The 19,349-nt window shown below is 50.4% G+C and carries 20 protein-coding genes and 3 tRNA genes; 3 read left to right on the top strand and 20 right to left on the bottom strand.

The features are described 5' to 3' along the window. Positions 1-43: 43 nt before the first annotated feature. From JL719_RS15325 to JL719_RS15370, 10 genes are all read right to left on the bottom strand, one after another. Positions 44-826, bottom strand: a complete 783-nt coding sequence (locus JL719_RS15325) for a hydroxypyruvate isomerase family protein (RefSeq protein ID WP_033155195.1) — start codon at positions 824-826, stop codon at positions 44-46. Beyond that, positions 826-1,704 carry an NAD(P)-dependent oxidoreductase gene (locus JL719_RS15330; RefSeq protein ID WP_033155196.1) on the bottom strand — a complete coding sequence of 293 codons (879 nt, stop codon included), beginning with the start codon at positions 1,702-1,704 and terminating at the stop codon, positions 826-828. Before JL719_RS15330 ends, JL719_RS15325 begins: the two co-directional genes overlap by 1 nt. A gap of 14 nt (positions 1,705-1,718) precedes the next feature. Continuing rightward, the gene (locus tag JL719_RS15335; protein WP_033155197.1) at positions 1,719-2,213 is read right to left on the bottom strand and encodes a nucleoside triphosphate pyrophosphohydrolase family protein; all 495 of its coding nucleotides are present in this window, start codon (positions 2,211-2,213) and stop codon (positions 1,719-1,721) included. A gap of 150 nt (positions 2,214-2,363) precedes the next feature. Continuing rightward, positions 2,364-2,852: an Aq_1264-related membrane protein gene (locus JL719_RS15340; RefSeq protein WP_033155198.1), complete on the bottom strand. Its 489-nt coding sequence runs from the start codon at positions 2,850-2,852 to the stop codon at positions 2,364-2,366. Then, positions 2,852-3,403 (bottom strand): FMN-binding protein, encoded by a 552-nt coding sequence (locus JL719_RS15345; RefSeq protein WP_033155199.1) that lies wholly within the window; start codon positions 3,401-3,403, stop codon positions 2,852-2,854. Before JL719_RS15345 ends, JL719_RS15340 begins: the two co-directional genes overlap by 1 nt. Positions 3,404-3,567: 164 nt before the next feature. Further along, a complete protein-coding gene (locus tag JL719_RS15350) occupies positions 3,568-5,001 on the bottom strand; it encodes a porin family protein (RefSeq protein WP_033155200.1) in 1,434 nt (477 codons plus the stop codon). A gap of 129 nt (positions 5,002-5,130) precedes the next feature. Next, positions 5,131-5,388, bottom strand: coding sequence for a GIY-YIG nuclease family protein (locus JL719_RS15355; RefSeq protein ID WP_084153191.1), 258 nt, complete (start codon positions 5,386-5,388; stop codon positions 5,131-5,133). Positions 5,389-5,395: 7 nt separating this feature from the next. After that, entirely contained in the window at positions 5,396-5,677 is a 282-nt protein-coding gene (locus tag JL719_RS15360) for a hypothetical protein (RefSeq protein ID WP_033155201.1), read from the bottom strand. 23 nt (positions 5,678-5,700) lie between these two features. Beyond that, positions 5,701-6,141, bottom strand: coding sequence for a ribonuclease HI (gene rnhA / locus JL719_RS15365; protein ID WP_033155202.1), 441 nt, complete (start codon positions 6,139-6,141; stop codon positions 5,701-5,703). Next, the gene (locus tag JL719_RS15370) at positions 6,134-6,856 is read right to left on the bottom strand and encodes a class I SAM-dependent methyltransferase (protein ID WP_033155203.1); all 723 of its coding nucleotides are present in this window, start codon (positions 6,854-6,856) and stop codon (positions 6,134-6,136) included. Before JL719_RS15370 ends, rnhA begins: the two co-directional genes overlap by 8 nt. Before the next feature lie 85 nt (positions 6,857-6,941). On the opposite strand from JL719_RS15370, the gene JL719_RS15375 reads away from it, so the two are divergent. After that, positions 6,942-8,540 (top strand): LysM peptidoglycan-binding domain-containing protein, encoded by a 1,599-nt coding sequence (locus JL719_RS15375; protein WP_033155204.1) that lies wholly within the window; start codon positions 6,942-6,944, stop codon positions 8,538-8,540. 274 nt (positions 8,541-8,814) lie between these two features. Here the strand turns inward: JL719_RS15375 and JL719_RS15380 are convergent. The 5 genes from JL719_RS15380 to JL719_RS15400 form a co-directional block, all read right to left on the bottom strand. Then, positions 8,815-8,890: transfer RNA gene (locus JL719_RS15380), tRNA-Glu, on the bottom strand. 65 nt (positions 8,891-8,955) lie between these two features. Continuing rightward, positions 8,956-9,031 (bottom strand) — tRNA-Glu (locus tag JL719_RS15385). 21 nt (positions 9,032-9,052) lie between these two features. Further along, positions 9,053-9,128 (bottom strand) — tRNA-Ala (locus JL719_RS15390). A 41-nt stretch (positions 9,129-9,169) separates the two neighbouring features. After that, positions 9,170-10,576 carry a glutamate--tRNA ligase gene (gene gltX / locus JL719_RS15395; RefSeq protein WP_033155205.1) on the bottom strand — a complete coding sequence of 469 codons (1,407 nt, stop codon included), beginning with the start codon at positions 10,574-10,576 and terminating at the stop codon, positions 9,170-9,172. Between the two features lie 6 nt (positions 10,577-10,582). Continuing rightward, complete coding sequence (locus JL719_RS15400; protein WP_033155206.1) at positions 10,583-11,026, bottom strand: tetratricopeptide repeat protein; 444 nt, start codon at positions 11,024-11,026, stop codon at positions 10,583-10,585. Positions 11,027-11,194: 168 nt separating this feature from the next. On the opposite strand from JL719_RS15400, the gene JL719_RS15405 reads away from it, so the two are divergent. Both JL719_RS15405 and JL719_RS15410 read left to right on the top strand, forming a co-directional pair. After that, positions 11,195-12,379, top strand: a complete 1,185-nt coding sequence (locus JL719_RS15405) for an OmpA family protein (RefSeq protein ID WP_033155207.1) — start codon at positions 11,195-11,197, stop codon at positions 12,377-12,379. A 513-nt stretch (positions 12,380-12,892) separates the two neighbouring features. Then, positions 12,893-13,288, top strand: a complete 396-nt coding sequence (locus JL719_RS15410; RefSeq protein WP_129871423.1) for a hypothetical protein — start codon at positions 12,893-12,895, stop codon at positions 13,286-13,288. Positions 13,289-13,443: 155 nt separating this feature from the next. Here JL719_RS15410 and dnaE read toward each other — a convergent pair whose 3' ends face one another. The 5 genes from dnaE to JL719_RS15435 all read right to left on the bottom strand — a co-directional run bounded on the left by dnaE (position 13,444) and on the right by JL719_RS15435 (position 19,330). Beyond that, positions 13,444-16,932 (bottom strand): DNA polymerase III subunit alpha, encoded by a 3,489-nt coding sequence (gene dnaE / locus JL719_RS15415; protein ID WP_033155208.1) that lies wholly within the window; start codon positions 16,930-16,932, stop codon positions 13,444-13,446. 6 nt (positions 16,933-16,938) lie between these two features. Then, positions 16,939-17,529: a ribonuclease HII gene (rnhB, locus tag JL719_RS15420; RefSeq protein WP_051669596.1), complete on the bottom strand. Its 591-nt coding sequence runs from the start codon at positions 17,527-17,529 to the stop codon at positions 16,939-16,941. Continuing rightward, on the bottom strand, positions 17,504-18,274 hold the full coding sequence (lpxA, locus tag JL719_RS15425; RefSeq protein ID WP_033155209.1) for an acyl-ACP--UDP-N-acetylglucosamine O-acyltransferase: 771 nt from the start codon (positions 18,272-18,274) through the stop codon (positions 17,504-17,506). The genes rnhB and lpxA overlap by 26 nt, the downstream gene beginning before the upstream one ends. Further along, positions 18,275-18,724: a 3-hydroxyacyl-ACP dehydratase FabZ gene (fabZ, locus tag JL719_RS15430; RefSeq protein ID WP_033155210.1), complete on the bottom strand. Its 450-nt coding sequence runs from the start codon at positions 18,722-18,724 to the stop codon at positions 18,275-18,277. It lies immediately after the preceding gene. A 105-nt stretch (positions 18,725-18,829) separates the two neighbouring features. Then, a complete protein-coding gene (locus JL719_RS15435; RefSeq protein ID WP_020485707.1) occupies positions 18,830-19,330 on the bottom strand; it encodes an OmpH/Skp family outer membrane protein in 501 nt (166 codons plus the stop codon). Positions 19,331-19,349: the final 19 nt, after the last annotated feature.

The raw sequence follows: 19,349 nt of genomic DNA on the forward strand, positions 1-19,349 counted from the left end.
GGCAATCAACAGGTGAGTAAGGCAGCGAGATTATACCGCCCGATTATTTCACCGCGTAGGTTTTCAACCATTCCAAACTGACAGCGGTCTCAATCGTCGGCCGGTACTCGGCACCCACCCAACCTTGGTAATCCGAGTTTGCGATAACATCGAACAAAATTTTGAAATCTACGGCGCCCGTACCCGGCTGGCCGCGGCCTGGAGAGTCGGCAAATTGAATATGCCCGATTCTATCCATATGTTGGCGCAAAAATCCGGCGCAATCTTCGCCCATCCGGCTCATGTGATAAATGTCGTATTGCATGAATAAGTTTGGATGATCGATTTGCTTGAGCACATCCAGCATTTTGTCGCCGGTGTCGACGATAAAACCTGGCATGTCGTGGCTATTGACCGCCTCGAATACGGTTTTGATACCCAACTCGGCAAACGCTCCGGCGGCGTAAGCCAGATTTTCCAGCAAAGTAGCGTGATATTCAGCCAAGCGACGTGGATTAAAACAACGGCCGGGCAACACATTAATGACGCTTGGCTTCAAGGGTTCGGCGTAAGACAAGGTCTGCTCAACCGCAGCTTTAAAGTCATCGCGTCTTTCTGGAACCGCCGCCAAACCCTCGCCGCCCTGCAGCAAGGTATCGGCATCGACATTGAACAACACCAGCTTTAAGTCTTGTTGAGCCAATAGGTCACCGATTTGTTCGACTCGCAGCGCGTAGGGAAACTGGATTTCCACTGCGTCGAAACCGCACTGTTTAGCCGCCTGAAACCGTTCCGGCAAGGGCAACTCGGTAAATAATAAACTCAGATTGGCTGAAAAGTGCAGCATCAGTCTTGGGCGTACAGTTTGATAAGTGTCGAGGGATCTTGCTCCAAAAAGCCGCTACTGCCGTGCAATTGCATGAGTTGCGCCGCCAAGCCCGACATGGGTATCGCACTGCCCTGCTTGCCGGCTAAATCGACGGCCATATTTAAATCTTTCAATAAGGTTTTCACGCGCCACTTTACCGGCTCGAAACGCTGGTCCGCCATTTCCGGGCCAACGATTTGCAAAGGCTTGGAATCGGCAAAGCCGCCGGCCAGCGCTTCCGGAATTTTTGCGGCATCGACGCCGGCCGAATTGGCCAGCGCCATCATTTCCGCGATCACCAGCACATTGCAACTGACGATCATCTGATTGCAGATTTTAGTGGTCTGACCACTGCCGACCGGCCCCATATGCGTCAAACGGCTATACAGCGGCCGCAATACTTCACGGGCAATTTGAATGTCTTGTTCCGCACCGCCGGCCATAATCGCCAAACTACCCTGCTCTGCCCCGGCCGTGCCACCGGATACCGGCGCATCGACCCAGCGCATGCCGCAAGCTGTCTGCAATTGAAATGCCATGCGCCGGGTAGCTTCCGGATGAATGCTGGATAAATCAATCAACAGTTTGTCGGCAGCGCCGTTGGCGATAATGTGTTCCGTCACCATCGCTTCAACGGCCATGGTGTCGGCCAGGCACAAAATCACCACATCGGAGGCTTTTACCAATTCGCCGACACTGCCACAGACCTTCGCACCGGCGCCAGCCACCACAGCCAATTTAGCGGCAGTGCGATTCCAGACATTCACCTGAAAACCCGCCGCCAGAAGCCGCATGGTTAAAGGTTGCCCCATCAGACCGATGCCGACGAAACCGAGCGTGTAGTGTTGTTCTGCCATAGTGACGCTCGCTGTTATTCGAATAGCGCCGGGCTTAAATCCAAACGCTCAGCATCGCCGCGCCCGCTCATCAGATGTTGATAGACGATTTGAAAAGCTTCGTCGAAATCGGCATTCACGAAACGCTGGGACAAATGCACGCAAATCGCATATAAGCCGGAATAATGCACGGTCTCGCCGGAAGTACATAGGTTGATTTTCTCGGACAGCACCCGCATCACTGACAGCACTGAACCATCTTGCCGCCAGTTGGCGGACACACTGACCACCTCATCGCCCCGGCTCGCGATAGCCGCCAGCGCATTAAAGGATAAATCCACCAGCCCAGCCAAAATTTTGATGAGGTCGCCGCTGGCAATGGCTTTAAAGGTCTCGCTACCGCAATCCAATAATAGCGCTTGGCGCAGCACAATATCCATATCTGACAAGTGCCCGATCTCGCCGTCATCGGGCTGCTTGATAGCGAATTTCCGGTGAAAATCTCTAACTTGTTGTAAATGTTTGTTCATGATTCTACTCCGGGCTTGGATTCAAAGAATTCGGGGAATAATGGCGCGGCGCTGGATAACATCGGTAGTCAACGACCTAGCCATTTTTAGGACATTAGCACAATCGGAGAATGCGCCAATGCATCAAGTAGGGCAACGGGGAAATCGGTTTTAACGCAGTTGCCGGCGCGATTCAATCAACGACAAACTGACTATTACAATCAGCAGGAACAAGGATGTTTCCAATAATAAAAACGCGGCTATTTTGAAATAAGCAAAAGCCGGATCGACATAACGCACCAACCAACCCGCCGCTTCATCGGCAATTGCCGCGGCATAAACGATTGCGCTGATCCAGACTTTCATCAGAGTCGGCAACGAGGTCATCAGCATCAGATGCGTCAGCGTCAATACCAACATACCCATAGCAAACAAATGAAAATGACTGACTTCCAGTAGGCTTTGATAGCTTTTCGGCTCGTTAAACTCTTGCTCGTTACCCAAATAGTAAGAAACGACCGACTCCGGGGTGAGATTCATTTTATGGAAATACATCAGACCATTGCTGATCCACAATAAGGCCACATAGGCCAAGAACATCAAGATCAGAGAGTTGATCAACAGCTGGCGATTTTGCTCGCCGGTTACAAAGAAACGCATTATTTGGGCTTGTTTTGGATGAGAACTTGATAAATCGCCAATACCTTGCGCGCGCTGTTAATTGCGGCTCGGGTGCTGAGCGTCGCCCCCGCCACACCCTGTATATCCTGATTCAGGCTCAACTCTTCGATGGAATGATTAGCCAGCAAGGCCATCCAGCGCTCCGGCGGTTGATATTCCGGCGGCTCATGAAACGCCAATGTGTGGACGTTACGCAATTTGCCATCCGGCGTAAGTACCACCAACAAGGTTTCCGGTTTGGTTCTAACAGTGTGGGCCTCAATCGCGGCATAGCCGATTACTGCACCTTGCTTCTTACCCACATAAAAACTAAACAGATTGGATTCCAACTTGACCTTCGCGAGCTGTTCGATCTGCGCGACTTCCTCCGGCGTGGGAAACAGCGATTGCATTTCCACGGCAGCGTCGTCGCCGAAGGCCAGCTTCATCGCTTCGTCCTTGCTGTAAAACACGGCGGCGACAAGGTTTACGCTCGTTAAACAAAAAACCAGCAGCGTCAGCATAAGCCGACGAGTTTTTGAAATCAGCATGAGTGGGAAAAATCCAGGGAGTGAACAATACGGCGGCTATGATAGAGACCGGCAAACAATTTGCCAAGCCGATACGCGCATAAGCAATTTATGCGGCAGCATTATATAACGATGTACCCCGCTGTATGAAACGGCGGGGCTTAACACGCAACTAGACAGCCGCCTTAGAAAATAAAGCCCACACCCAAGTTGAAGTCGTCTGGAGACGTGCCCGACTTTTGGGTGAAATTACGGTAATCGGCCTTTATCACGACATTCGGAATGGGTTTGTAGTTGAGGCCGACTTGGTAGATTTCGACATCCCTGGTCAAATCGTCTCGACAAATGGCGTTTGCGCATGTCGAAGCAGTAGCAACAGTATCCATACGCTCGTAACGTACGAAAGGAGCCAAATATTGGGTTGTATCGTGCGCAAAGTGCGGCAATATGTCGTAACCAACTTCACTGTACCAACCATAGTTTTCTTCACCGATACTTTTAGCATTGGCGACACTCAACAAGGCTGCATCGCCGATATGCCCCCAGGAACCCAAGGTACGAAATTCCAGGCCACGGTATTTCCATTGCAGATGGGCTTCGTAAAGTTGCGTTGCTACTTCGAGTTGCCGCCCGTTATACAGCTGATTCTGCCCGGAATTACCGACATACGCCGAGCCGCCCACCATGACGCCAGGCAACATCGGCGGCGCATAGTCCACGCGACCGACATAAGCCAAATCTTCCGCCAACGCCTGTCCTCCTGATTGCCGGCCGCTACGAATGCCGTCAGCGCCAAAATTCTTAGCGTTCATACCGTTAACCACATAGGTTGTGTAGGTCAGACCCGGCAACAATTCACCGAATAACCCCACACCGTTTTCACGCCAAGTGCTGGGAATAATGCGTCTTTCGACTTCCGGGCGATTGTTACCGAAGAAAAACGGCGGCTCATGTATCTGGTTGATAAAGCCCATCGGCATTAACACCATCCCGGCCCGGATGTTGACCAGCGGGTCGATGAAGAAATCCAAGGAGGCCATTTCAACGGAGACGGTGCCCGTGCTACCCGATCCGTTATTGCCAGTTGAGGAATGTTCGAACTCTATTTCGCTGTTGAACAGTATGCTGTCAGTGAACTTATAACCCGCATAAATGACTAGTCGTTCGAAATCTGTATTGTCCGGATTAGTGACGGTACCGGTTGCCGCATTACGCCCGCCCTGATCATCAACCCGCGCCTGATAATTGACCTCACCATAGCCACCTAAGGACAGACCCTTGCCTACTTGATACACCTTCGAGGCGGCAGGACCTAAACCGTATGCGCTTTTGTATTCGACTTTTTCCGGCACCACCAACTCGGTACGCAGCTTTTCCACTTCCTCCGTCAATACATTGGTTTTACGCTCCAAATTGCTGACTTCACCGGTGGGCGCTTTTTGCGCGACCGCTTCCAGCTTTTTAGTCATGCTATCAATCTGCTGCTGCTGAGCCTGAATGATCTTCCACATTTCATCCATGGTCTGCGGCTTTTCGGCGGGAATACCTGCAGCGTTTACCCCGGCACTGACGACAATCGCCGAGATCGCGGCGCTAAGTTTTGAGTTTAATGGCTTCATATCGGTCTCCAAGAATTTGAGACTCGAGTATAAAACCCCTACAACAACTAATGCAAATCATTCTCAAATCTATCCGCATTACGAAAAAATAGTTACCCCCAAAATATTGACTCCCATCCAATTCGGCCGCTATAAGCAGCTACACATTGCGATAAGATGAAGTTTTTCAGTACGTTTCATTTTTTTGATGAACACTTCCCTTCTTGAGGCAGAAACACGATCATGTCCCGCTTCGACAAACACCAATTGCCGAGGTTGACGGCTTCTAAAGTATTTGGCTCCTTTTTGCATCAGATGCTGGCGGAAACGTCTTTCAACATCGGTACTGATTCCGGTATACAGACTACCGTCATCACACTGAATGATATACACCGACCAATTCGACACTGGCGCGCTATTCAGAGTCGGTGGATTTATTCAACCAACTGTTCAACAAAATCGCTACCAATACGCCAAACCCGATATAGGCATAGCGAACGATGAAGATCAGTGCGGCGCTTTGGCTGTGACTTGCAGCATCTTTGACACTTGGCGTGATAGCCAAAGTCCAGAGCAGCGCCGCCAAAAAATAGACCACCACACCCGACACCGCCCATGAGATTGGCGGACGACTTGAGCGTGCCGCCGTGTTGTAAAACCAAATGCCGACTAACGCAGCAGCTATCGAACCTAACATGTATTTTCCTGATTTTAAGTGATTTATCGGCGAGACAAGCGCTCGATCCCCAGATTGGCCAACTGATCGGCACGCTCGTTACCGACATCCCCGGCATGCCCCTTCACCCATACCCAATCGATGTTGTGACGCTGGATAGCAGCATCCAAACGTCGCCATAAATCTTCGTTTTTCACTGGTTTATTTGCCGCGGTTTTCCATGCCCGCTTTTTCCAATTAGCCATCCATTCGGTAATACCTTGCAAAACATATTTAGAGTCAGTGTGCAATTTGACGCTACACGGTTTTGTTAGTGTTTCCAGAGCCTGTATTGCGGCCACTAATTCCATCCGGTTATTCGTCGTTTCAGGTTCACCGCCGCATAGCTCCTTTTCTTTATTTCGGTATTCCAAGCGCACGCCCCAACCTCCTGGCCCAGGGTTGCCCTTGCATGCACCATCCGTATAAATAATGACTTCAGTCATGGCCCACCTTTCTATGTAAGTTCGATTTCAATCCCAATCCAACCGCAGCTAAATTGGTGCGGCGTTGCTGTGCCGCAGTCAAAGGAATCAATGTGTATTGCCTTTTCACCGCCTTAATGCCGTAAGCCATCGCAAACAAAGACGCAAAGCTGAACTCGAATTTTCCGTGAGCAATGGTGTAACTGTCTAATCCAAACTCGGCAGTGGTTAGCAATTCGAAATTCATCAGTTTCAACCAATCCAAAACCCGAGCTTTGGTAATCAAATGCGCCCGCCAGGATTCCGCGAGCTTCCAGTCCCATAAAAACTGAAAACGTACCGACATACTGAACGGATTGAAATTCAACATGACCAATTCGCCACCCGGTTTTAACACGCGATTGACTTCGCGTAGGGTTTGAAATCGACGCGCGTCGAACTCCAAAATGTGCGGAAGTATGACTAAATCCATCGATTCAGTTTGAATAGGCAAGCTGAATGCCTTAGCAGTCACCTTCAACGCGCCAGCATCACCCAAGGCCTTGCCGTCAAGAATTAGATAATTCTTATATAAGGAAAAATCGACGAACTCATTTTCCCAACCTAAGCCACCGATCTGGAGTTGTCGTTGTTTACAACTCACCGTTATTGATCTTCGCAGATAGTTGGCCTCCATGGTTTGCAGCAGCTTGCCCCTTGGGGTTTGGTACAACGCAAACAGAAATTGTCTCTTCATTTAACCGCCGCTAAGGGTATGTTTTTTTGGCTATTTTAGAAAGCCATGCTAGGATCTAATTTTTTTATTTTAGCGAGTTCAGACAATGCCCCGCTCAATTTCCAAAAAATCAGGCCGTCATCTGTCTTATCTACTACCTATTTTGCTGGCAACCGGTTGTAGCCAACATGCGCAAAAAGACCATCTAAGCCAATCATCAACCAGCAAGTTTTCCGTATTTACCCGGAATGGCAATGCCGGAAAAATCCATAACAAACAGGTAGAAGCAAAAGAGCACGCCACCATCTGGGATAGGATGCTGTCTCTTTACGCCTTACCGGAAATCGATAATGCCAGAATCGACCGCGAAGTAAACTGGTATCTCAGAAACCCTGAATATCTGACCAGAGTACAACAACGCGCTGAGCCTTATTTATACTTCATACTCAACGAAATCGAAGCGAAAAACATCCCCGGAGAATTGGCCCTGTTACCTGCAGTTGAGAGCGCTTTCAGACCTGACGCAATGTCGCCAGCTCAAGCATCCGGTCTTTGGCAGTTCATTCCGCCGACCGGGCGTCTTTACGGGTTGAAGCAGAATAGCTGGTATGACGCGCGACGCGATGTGGTGCAATCGACTCAGGCAGCCACTACCTTTCTGAAAGAACTGAGCGAGACTTTCAATAACGACTGGTTACTGGCGCTCGCTTCATACAACGCCGGCAAAGGCAATATCAAAAACGCCGTAGATAGAAACCTCGAACGCGGTCAGCCTACCGACTTCTGGTCTCTGGATTTGAACAACGAGACCTCAGCTTACGTACCCAGGCTGCTGGCAATCGCCAAGATCTTTGCCAACCCGGAAAAATATAACGTCAATCTGCATCAATTCGCCAATCAGCCTTACTTTGAATTGGTGGATGTAAAGTCGCAGCTCGATTTGGGTAAAGCCGCCGAAATGGCGCAAACCCCACTGGACGACTTCTTAAAGCTCAATCCCGGCTACAACCGCTGGAGCACCGACCCGAACGGTGCGCAACATCTGTTGATTCCGGTAAGCAAAGCCGATTCCTTTAAAGAGAAACTCGCTGAACTGCCACACGAAGAAAGAATCAAGTGGGAACACCATACAGTTGGCAAGAAAGAGACGCTGAAAAGCATAGCCAGCAAGCACAGCACCAGTGTAGAAGAGATTATTAATGTCAATCATCTTGACGACGATACGGTTGCCCAAGGCACAATCCTGCTAATTCCAGTGTCTTATCATTCACAGAAAGGCGAACCAACCACATCGGCTGTTGCCGCAGTGTCACAACAATCCACGCCAACCCCCGCCCAATCAAGCAAACAGCAATATACGGTTAAGAAAGGCGATACCTTATGGGATGTCTCGCAACGTTTTTCTGTTGATAAAGATGATATTGTGAGTTGGAATAAATTGCCCAAGAAAGCGGCTCTGAAACCCGGTCAAAAACTGACTATCAAGAAAACCAGCGGCAGTATAACCGTGGCATCTACCGCGCCTTCCGTCAAGCAAATCAGCTACACAGTCAAACCCGGCGATACCTTGGCGCAGATCTCCAAAAAATTTAACGTTAACGTCACCGAGCTCCGCAAATGGAATAACGTTCCCAAAAACAAGGCGGACATCAAACCGGGCTCTAAGCTAAAAGTGATGATTGAAGCCGGTCATCCGTCTACCTAAAGCTTCAGACAACAAATACGTAAGTTCAATATGGATCTACGACACTAGATCTTTCTCATCGCCGCAAGAGTAAACTTAAATAAGCGATTTAGGTTTACTCTTATGCTTCGCGAGATCAAACCGCCCCAGTAAAGCGATCAGCATAGGAGACGCTAGTCGCCACATCACCACAGAAATAGTGATTGGACTTAAAATACTGAATTAAAACAGACGATATAGCAAACTTTGCACAGCATTATTTCCGCTGCGCAAGAGCTATAAATTTAAGAATTGATGGCGTCCCCACGGGGGTTCGAACCCCGGTTACCGCCGTGAAAGGGCGGTGTCCTAGGCCACTAGACGATGGGGACTAAGACTATTTTTTCAGAATGACTTCTTCAACAAGAAGTGCCGGTTTAACCGACTTTAGCCAAGTTGGCGTCCCCACGGGGGTTCGAACCCCGGTTACCGCCGTGAAAGGGCGGTGTCCTAGGCCACTAGACGATGGGGACTCAGGACTAAATCAACTACTTTGGTGGAGCCAAGGAGGATCGAACTCCTGACCTCTTGCATGCCATGCAAGCGCTCTCCCAGCTGAGCTATGGCCCCGTAGTTGAGTTCTCGTATTATACGGATTTTCAGAGCTTTGTCTAGGAATTTTCTACATTCTTTATGTATCTGATCGCTCGCTCTATTCTGTGCAAGGTTTTCTCTCTGCCTAATAGAGCCAAAGTCAGATCAATAGCCGGCGATACGCCGCTGCCACAAACCGCAACGCGCAAGGGCTGCGCAACCTTACCCAGATTAAGTTGCAACTGCTCCGCGCTGTCCAATACCACTTGATGAAGGCCTGAAGCTTCCCATTCGCCGATAGAGCAAAATTGCACCAGTAAGTGTTGCAATACATCATCCACGCCCGCTTTGAAATTCTTCTTGGCGGCTTTTTCTTCGTAAGCATCGAATTCCTTGTAAAAGTATTCGCTCTCGGCAGCCATATCCACCAGAGTTTTGCATCGCTCGCGCTGCGCTTTAACCACATCCGCCAGCGCCGGGCCGGTAGTCGGATCGATACCGCGCTCCCCCATATGCCAAGCCAAGTGCCGAGCGACGTGCGCCGGATCGCTATTCATAATGTACTGATGATTCAACCACACCAGCTTCTCGGTATTGAACGTGGACGCGGAAACGTTAACTTTTTCCAACTCGAACAACGCCACCATTTCTTCCAAGGAAAACAATTCCTGATCACCGTGCGACCAACCCAACCGCACCAGATAGTTCAACAAAGCTTCGGGTAAATATCCGTCATTACGATATTGCATCACGCTGACCGCGCCGTGGCGTTTGGACAATCTTGCACCGTCGGAACCTAAAATCATCGGCACATGCGCATACACAGGCAATTGCGCGCCCAAGGCTTTCAGAATATTAATCTGCCTGGGCGTATTGTTAACATGATCGTCACCCCGTATTACATGAGTAACTCCCATATCCATATCGTCGACTACTACCGTCAGGTTATAGGTCGGGGTGCCGTCGGAACGGGCAATGATCAGGTCATCCAGTTCCTTGTTAGCAACGACGATACGACCTTTTACTAAATCGTCGATAATCACTTCGCCCTGCTCCGGGTTCTTAAAGCGCACCACCCGCTCGCCTTGCGGATTGTCAACGCCATGCCGGCACTTGCCGTTGTAACGCGGCTTTTCCTTGTTGGCCATTTGCTGCTCGCGCAAAGCTTCCAACTCTTCGCGACTGCAGTAGCAATAATAGGCATCTCCCTGCGCCAGCAATTGCTGAATGACCTCTTTGTATCGATCAAAACGATGCGTCTGATAGAACGGACCCTCGTCATATTCCAAGCCTAACCAAGTCATGCCTTCCAGAATTGCATTCACCGACTCCTGGCTGGAACGTTCAAGATCGGTGTCCTCGATTCGCAAAATAAATTTGCCACCGTGTTTGCGCGCATACAACCACGAAAACAGAGCGGTTCTGGCACCGCCAACATGTAAATAACCGGTGGGACTGGGGGCAAAGCGGGTTCTAATACTCATCGTCAATTATTTAGTTGTTAAAAATTTCTTGGCATATTCGCCGGGAATGGAGCGAGAGGCGTTTAAACGCATCGCCTGGTAATTAAATTGCACGCTGCCTTTCGCTGCATCGTTTCTGCCCAGAATCGCCAGCGAGGTGGCATGTCCTTGTTTGGCAGCTTTTTCGTACCAATCGGTAGCCTTATCTCTGTCGCTATTCACGCCCATGCCTCGATCATACATCGCACCCATGACCACCTGAGCATCGAGCAAACCTTGATTCGCCGCCTTTTCCATCCACTCCGCGGCCTTGTGCTCGTCCTTCTCGAAACCCTCTCGGCCCAGTAAATACAGCGATGCCAACTTGGCTTGAGCCTGCGCATTCCCCTGCTCAGCCATTTCTTTCACGCTGTCAGCCTTTACCGCACTAGCAAGTAAAAACATCGCACAGAAAAATAAAATCTTGCCCATTACATTCTCCAAGGAAGCCTGAGGATTAAAAACAAACCGGCATTATTTCACGGCGCCCGGCTAAGATGAACGCACTATTTAAAAATAAGGGATTGATGTTAGACTTAAGACACCAAGGCGGTACGCTAGGCCTTGTCGATGCAGAACAATAACCTGGAGAATCAATACATGAAAAGAAACCTTTTATTCACGGCCACTCTGGCCGGAGCGCTGCTTTCCGGTTGCGCGACGCAGTCGAGCAATAATTTCCAGGCATTCCAGCCTGAAGACCTTAACGCGCTGGTTAAATCCGGAAAACTGGTACAAAAAACCAACAGCTTTTTCGTGATTAATGATTCGTCTTCATCCATGAGCCGTACCTATGTAAATTCTGCGGATTACAGCGGCACCAAGCTGGATGTCGAAAAAAATCTGCTCAATAAGTTTAACAAATCCATTCCGGTTATGCCGCTGACATCCGGTTTGCGCAGCTTCGGTTTTGGCCCATGCCTGTCTTGGGGCTCAACTTATCTCAACCAAGCCGTGCAAAATTACACTCAGGCCGGTTTCGAAACTGCAATTACCTCTCTACAATGCTCTAGCGGCGGCACCCCACTGGCCACGGCGCTAAGCGAGTCCGGCAAAGACATCACCTCTGCTCCCGGCAATATCGCCTTAATCGTTTTAAGCGACGGTATCGAGGAAGTCTCGCCGCTACCGACTGCAGAAGCACTTAAATCCCAATACGGAGACAAGCTATGCATTTACACAGTCTGGGTCGGTAATGACCAAGATGTGGCCGGACAAGCGGTGCTGCAAGACCTAGCCAATGCATCGGGTTGCGGATTCTCCACTACTGCCGAAGCGATCACCAGCGCCAAAGGCATGAGTGATTTCGTTAAAAACGTCTTCTTGAAAGCAGGCACACCCAAAGTGGCCGATTGCTCAACCCAAGACGACGACAAAGACGGCGTAAGCAACTGTGCCGATAAATGCCCTGACACCCCTAAAGGCGCTATCGTCGATAAAGACGGTTGCTGGGCGTTCCGCGGCCTACTGTTCGATTTCGACAAATCCGACGTCAAAGCCAAATACGGCCCGCTGATCCAAAACGCCGTGGAAGTCATGAAAATGAACCCTGGTTTGACCATAGAGATTCAGGGCCACACCGATAGTTACGGTAAAGATGCTTACAACCAAAAGCTTTCCGAGCGCAGAGCCAATGCGGTCAAAGCCGAGTTGATCAAACAAGGCGTGGAAGGCAAACGCCTGACAGCGGTTGGCTTCGGCGAGTCCAAACCCGTCGATACCAATGAAACCGACGAAGGCCGTGCCTACAACCGCCGTGTCGAATACAAACGTACCGACCGCTAAACGATAAGCTTCCAGCTTGACGAAACCAGGGAGGCCCAGGCCTCCCTTTTTTATGTCCAGCCCGGTCCAATCCACTGCCGGCGTATATTTGTGTTGCGTAGCGTAATTGTCAATTTATCGAAGCATCAACCTCGTATCTGCATGTTAAGTACACGAAACCATGGGATGCCTATAAATTACCTGAAATCGGACATTCCAGAATTTCGCCAGTCCATTCAAAAATTTTTGATATACCTAATTTGGATTTTTGGCGTGTAACCAAAGCGAGCAACAAATCCCAGATGGCCGCAAACGTGAACGGGCTATTAAAGGTGTAACGCTTTGGCATATTTTGTTTTCAGTGGTCGAGCTCAACCCGTTGCGGCTTATCACCCAATCTGGTTCAATCACGGAAACTTGTTCATAACCAGCTATGACTAACCTTCATCGAATGATATACAGAAGTGAAAATATTCTGCTAATCAATACAGTAGGATTAGCGCCACGTTGGGCGCCAGCCGAATGCCGATAGCGATGCTCACGATCTCTGACTGGGATAGCGCACACGAACGCGACAAGATGATTGAGAGCCCCACTTGGTCAGAAATCGAATCTGCTATTCGCGCGCTGAACAACGAAAACCTAAACGACCTATATCTCTACCCAGAAAAGAATAATACCGAAACCTATCTTTGCATCGGCGGCGGTTCTGGTCGCTACGTTTTAACCGGTTCTATCAAAAACCAATCTTTCCCAACGTTAATCGATCCTGATCGCTCAAGTATGTCAAGTACTCAGTTGGTAGTTGGTGGTCAGTTAGGTGACTACCCAAGCAATTGGGTCATGGATCTTTGCACCACGCTGCAAACCGCGAAAGCTTTCTATGACGGAAGCGGGTTCAAATGCGGTGTTAAGTGGCAGACAGCATGAGTATCGCTACTGGCAAGATTCGTAAACTCATCGCACCCTAAGCCTGCTTTTGTTTGGACATTTGCGATTGGGCATTTTTGTTTGCTTTGGCGGGTATTCGTCGAACTCAGTTTATCCACTCAACACCCATAAATACCGGCCCCTCAACTGTCAGGTCAATACCTGACCAACACCGTTTCGTTGGATAACAAGCGCCGCAGGCGGATCAGGAGTTCATCGCTAGGGCGCACGCGCCAGTCGTCGCCCAATTGCAGGGTCGCTTTATCGGTGCCAGTTCGGTACTCGATTTGGATTGGACATTGACCGCCGCAGAATGGCGTCAGCGTGGCCTGTAGGCTTGCCAGCCAACCGGACGGCAGGCCGCCATTGGCCAGATCTATCGTCAACGTAATGCCGCGGGCATATAACTCGCGCGCTTCTTCCATACTGTAGAGCTTCTCGGCAGTCATCCTAAGACTGTTGGTAAAGTCGTCCATTGCCAATGAACCTTCGGCAATCAGAATCGTGTCTTTGCTGAGCAGGTTGCGGTATTTTTCGTATATATTGCTGAAGGCCGCCACTTCCAGCCGGCCGGTACGGTCGTCCAGCGTTGCAAAGCCCATCATCTTGCCCTGCTTGGTTTGCCGGGTACGCATTTCCACGATCAGGCCGGCAACACGCGCTTCCATTTTGCCTCTGGAGCGGCCGGCATCGACTTCCAGACTGGCGAGCGAGCCATGGGTGATATGTTTTAATTCCGGCAAATATTCGGCGATGGGATGGCCGGTCAGAAATAGCCCCAAAGTTTGCTTTTCCGCTTCCAGCTTTTCTTTTTCGGTCCACGGCTCGACCACGGTGGAATAAGCTTCCGCTTCACCGTCGCTGACTTCCACTTGTACCGCCAAACCGAATAGATCGTTTTGACCGGCCAACGCCATTTTTCCGTGTTGTTCGGCCACTCGCAACGCAGTAGTCAATTCAGCGAGATGCGCCGCGCGATTAGGATCGATGGTATCCAGCGCTCCGGCTCTGATCAATGCTTCCAAAACCCGGCGATTGACCTTGCGCAAATCGACGCGCTTGCACAGATCGTACAAACCCGCAAACGCGCCGTTGGCAGCCCGTTCTTTTAATAGATCTTCAATCGCATTTTCGCCGACACCCTTAATCGCGCCGATACCATAAACAATCTGACCCTGGTCGTTTACCGTAAAACGAAAGTCGGAAACATTAATGTCCGGCGGGCAAATCTCCAGCTTCATCTCCCGACATTCGTCGATCAAAACCACCACTTTGTCGGTGTTATCCATATCCGACGACATCACCGCCGCCATGAACGCGGCCGGATAATGCGCCTTCAACCAGGCGGTCTGATACGCAACCAAAGCGTAAGCCGCCGAATGCGATTTGTTGAAACCGTAGCCGGCAAACTTCTCCATCAGGTCGAAAACATAAGTCGCGATCGCGGCATCGATCTGGTTCGCTAACGCGCCCGACATAAATTTTTCCCGCTCCTTGGCCATTTCCTCCGGCTTTTTCTTACCCATCGCCCGCCGCAACATATCGGCGCCGCCCAAAGTGTAACTGGCCAATTCCCGGGCAATCTGCATCACCTGTTCCTGATACAGAATAACGCCGTTGGTGGGTTTTAAAATCGGTTCCAGTAATGGATGCGCGTATTCAGCCTTGGCGCCGTGCTTGACGTTGATGTAATCGTCAACCATGCCCGATTCCAAAGGGCCGGGACGGAATAAAGCGACGAGCGCGATAATGTCGTCGAAGCAATCCGGTTTCAGTTTTTTGATCAACTCCTTCATGCCGCGCGACTCCAGCTGAAACACGGCCGTAGTCTGGGCGTTTTTTAATAATTCATAGCTGGGCAGGTCGTCGCGCGGAATCTGGGAAATATCGACCGGCTCTTCACCGCGCTGCGCGCGCTGGCGATTGATGGTTTGCAGCGCCCAATCGATGATTGTCAAGGTCCGCAACCCCAGGAAGTCGAATTTAACCAAGCCAACCGCTTCGACATCGTCCTTATCAAACTGCGTGACCAGATTGCCGCCGCCCTGCTCGCAATACAAAGGGCTGAAATCGGTGAGTTTGGTAGGCGAAATCACCACGCCACCGGCGTGCTTACCCGCATTCCGGGAGATGCCTTCCAGCGAACGCGCCATATCGATCAGCGCTTTAACCTCTTCCTCGGTATCGTACAACGCCTTTAATTCGGCACTGTCTTGCAGAGCCTTATCCAGGGTCATGCCAATTTCGAATGGAATCAGCTTGGCCAAGCGATCCACAAAACCGTAGGCGTGCCCCATTACCCGCCCTACGTCGCGAATTACCGCCTTAGCCGCCATCGAGCCGTAGGTGATAATCTGTGATACGTGGTCGCGGCCATAGTGGCGGGCCACGTAATCGATCACCTCGTCGCGGCGTTCCATGCAGAAGTCGATATCGAAATCCGGCATCGACACCCGCTCAGGATTCAAAAACCGTTCGAACAGCAAATCGAATTCGATCGGATCAAGGTCGGTAATCTTCAACGCATACGCCACCAAAGAACCGGCACCCGATCCTCGCCCCGGCCCGACCGGTATCGCATTGTTCTTGGCCCACTGAATAAAGTCGGCAACAATCATGAAATAACCGGGAAAACCCATTTGGGTGATCACGTTCAGCTCAACTTCCAATCTTTCGTCATAGACTTTGCGGTTTTCCGCGAAGCTGCCCTTGCCTACCGGCGGATACTGGATTAAACGCTCTTCAAGCCCTTGACGCGAGGCGTGCTTGAAATAGTCGTCCAGCGTCATACCTTCGGGGACTGGAAAATCGGGCAAATAATTTTCGCCCAGAGTCAGCTCGACATTACAGCGTTTAGCAATTTCCACGCTATTGGCCAATGCCTCCGGAATATCGGCAAACAATTCGGCCATTTCCTCGGCAGTACGCAGGTATTGCTGAGCTGTGTAATTTTTCGGCCGGCGGCTGTCGTCCAGCACCCGGCCCTGATGGATACAGACCCTCACTTCATGCGCATCGAAATCGTTTTTACTGATAAAACGCACGTCGTTGGTGGCGACGACCGGCAAATCCAGTTCGGCAGCCAAATCCGCCGCTAATTTAATATAACGCTCTTCGTCCGCTTTGCCGAGCCGCTGCAATTCCAGATAAAAACTGTCTTCGAACAAATCCCGCCAATATTCGGCACAGCGTTTGGCTTGCTCGGTATTTTCCGCCAACAAAGCCTGACCGACGTCACCATCCATCGCTCCCGATAACACGATCAAACCCTCATGATTCTCGGCAATCCAGTCTTTTTGCAGCATCGGTATCCCTTGGTGCTGCCCTTCCTGGTAGCCTCGGGAAATCAGCTCGGTCAACGTCACATAGCCTTTTTGATTGCGCGCCAACATAGTCAGGCGAAACGGCGAGGCCGGCTCGTCAGGATTGAAAATCAGCGCATCGGCGCCGATCAATGGTTTGATGCCGGCGCCTTGTGCGGCTTTATAGAATTTAACCAGCGAGAACAAATTGCTTTGTTCGGTAATCGCGGCGGCCGGCATTTGATACTCAGCCAGTTTCTTCACCAACGGCTTGATTCTGACTATACCGTCAACCAGGGAGAACTCAGTATGAATACGAAGATGAACGAAACTCGGCGTCATGGCTGTTTAAACAAGATACTTTTTAACAGGAGCAAACGATTTTCGATGCTGCGGGCTAATCCCAAGCTGTTGTAAAGCCGTTAAATGCTGCTGGGTAGGATAGCCTTTGTGAATAGCAAAAGCATAACCGGGATACAGCCTATCCAGCGTCTGCATTTCCTCATCGCGGGCGACTTTGGCTAAGATCGAGGCGGCGGAAATCTCCGCGACCAGCAAATCGCCTTGTACGATAGCTTCTCCCGGTATATCCAATACCGGTAGCCGATTGCCGTCCACCTTGACCCCATCGGGGCGATAGTCCAATTGCGACACCGCCCGCTGCATCGCCACCATCGTCGCTTGTAAGATGTTGATAGTGTCGATTTCGCTGGCTTCGGCCCGGGCAACGGCCCAGCACAAGGCATTGCTTTTGATCTGCTCTGCCAGCAGCTTGCGTTTCTTTTCGGTAAGTTTTTTGGAGTCGGTCAAACCCGCGATGGGTCTGAGTGGATCGAGAATCACCGCAGCGGCAACCACCGGCCCGACTATGCAGCCGCGGCCAACTTCGTCGATACCGGCTATGCGTGGGGGGTTATCGGAGGATACCGCGTGTGACATTACGTAGAAAGCTGACCATATTGGAAAGTTCGTTACTTTCGCCGGCCATATCTTCCATTTCTTCGATGGCGTCTTCCAGACGCAGATTGTTTTTATAGAGGATCTTATAGGCTTTGCGAATCTGCCGAATCACTTCCGGCGGCACGCCGTTACGCTCCATACCCACCGAATTGATCCCGTGCGGGCGAGTGGGCCTGCCACCGACCATCACATATGGCGGAATGTCTTGAGTGATTGCGCTACCCATCGCCGAAAAGCTGTATTCACCGATTTTGGTAAATTGATGCACCAAGGTAAAACCACCCAAAATAGCATGATCACCCAGATGCACATGCCCGGCAATCGAGGCGCCATTCGCCATGATCACATGATCGCCAATTTCGCAATCGTGCGCCACGTGGGTGTAAGCCATGAACAAATTATCGCTGCCGATCAACGTCAATCCTCGATCTTGCTGCGTGCCACGGTGCATCGTACAAAATTCGCGTATTACATTGCGGTCGCCGATTTCCAGACGGGTGATTTCATCGGCGTACTTCTTATCTTGCGGGTCTTCGCCTATCGAGGTGAATTGGTAGATCGTATTATCCTTGCCGATGGCGGTAGGACCTTTAATCACCACATGCGGCCCGATCTCTGTACCTGAATCTATCTGCACATCCGGACCAATAACCGAAAACGGACCGACTTTAACATCGTCGGCCAATTCGGCATTGATATGCACAACCGCTCTGGGATCTATCATTTATGCCTCTGCTGCCACAGCCGCACACATGATTTGCGCACTGGCGGCCAGTTCACCATCTACTTCCGCACGGCAATCGAAGGACCAGAGGTGACGCTTGTGTTTGATGTAAGTCACTTCCAGGCGCAATTGGTCACCGGGAACAACTTGCTTTTTGAAGCGGGCGTTATCGATGCCCGCCAAGTAATAAATCGTGCCTTTGCCCAATTGATCGTTGCTTTGCGACGTCAGTAGCGCAGTAGCTTGCGCTAGGGCTTCCATGATCAACACACCAGGCATAATAGGTTGACTCGGAAAATGGCCTTGAAAAAACGGCTCGTTAAAGGTCACGTTTTTCACAGCCAGCAAACGCACGCCCGGCTCGCAGTCTAGTACCCTGTCTACCAGCAAGAAAGGATAGCGATGTGGCAAGAGTTCCTGAATTTGTAAAATATCGAGTGTGCCGGCCATGAGTTATCTGTGCGAAATGAGGGGAAGCGGGAAGTTCGCTTAGACCAGGAACTCCCCAACTTAAGTGCTGCATGCTCCCTCAATCAGGAAGCATCGGGGAAAATCTTACTGCGACAAGTTTTCCAGTTTTTGCTGAACGCGGCTGGTAACATCAATTTGATCGTTGGCGTAAATAACACCGTCGGTCAGCAACAGATCAAAAGACTCTTCTTTGGCTAACGCTCTTACTGCTTCTACGATGCGTTTTTGCAGATTGCCCAACTCTTCGTTTCTACGCATGTTGAAATCTTCGCTGAACTCTTGTTGTGCACGAGCCGCGTCGCGTTTTTTGTCCAGAATGTCTTTTTCGATTCTATGACGCTCTTCTTCGCCCATTACCGCAGTGTCTCGGCCCAACTTTTCTTCCAGCGATTTAATCTCTTTTTGCTGAGAAACCAGCGCTTTGTCTCTTGGTGAAAATTCAGTTTCCAAGCGCGTTTTTGCTTTGGCGGCTTGTGGCGCTTTTTCCAGAACCTTCGCCACATTGACAAAACCGATTTTCAGCTCTGCGTGACTCACGCCAGCAAAAATCATCAGCATTAGAAACAAAGAAATTCTATTTTTCATGGTCAAAACCATCTCCGGT

Origin of the sequence: Methylomonas sp. LW13, from assembly GCF_016865255.1 — a bacterium.
GTDB lineage: Bacteria > Pseudomonadota > Gammaproteobacteria > Methylococcales > Methylomonadaceae > Methylomonas.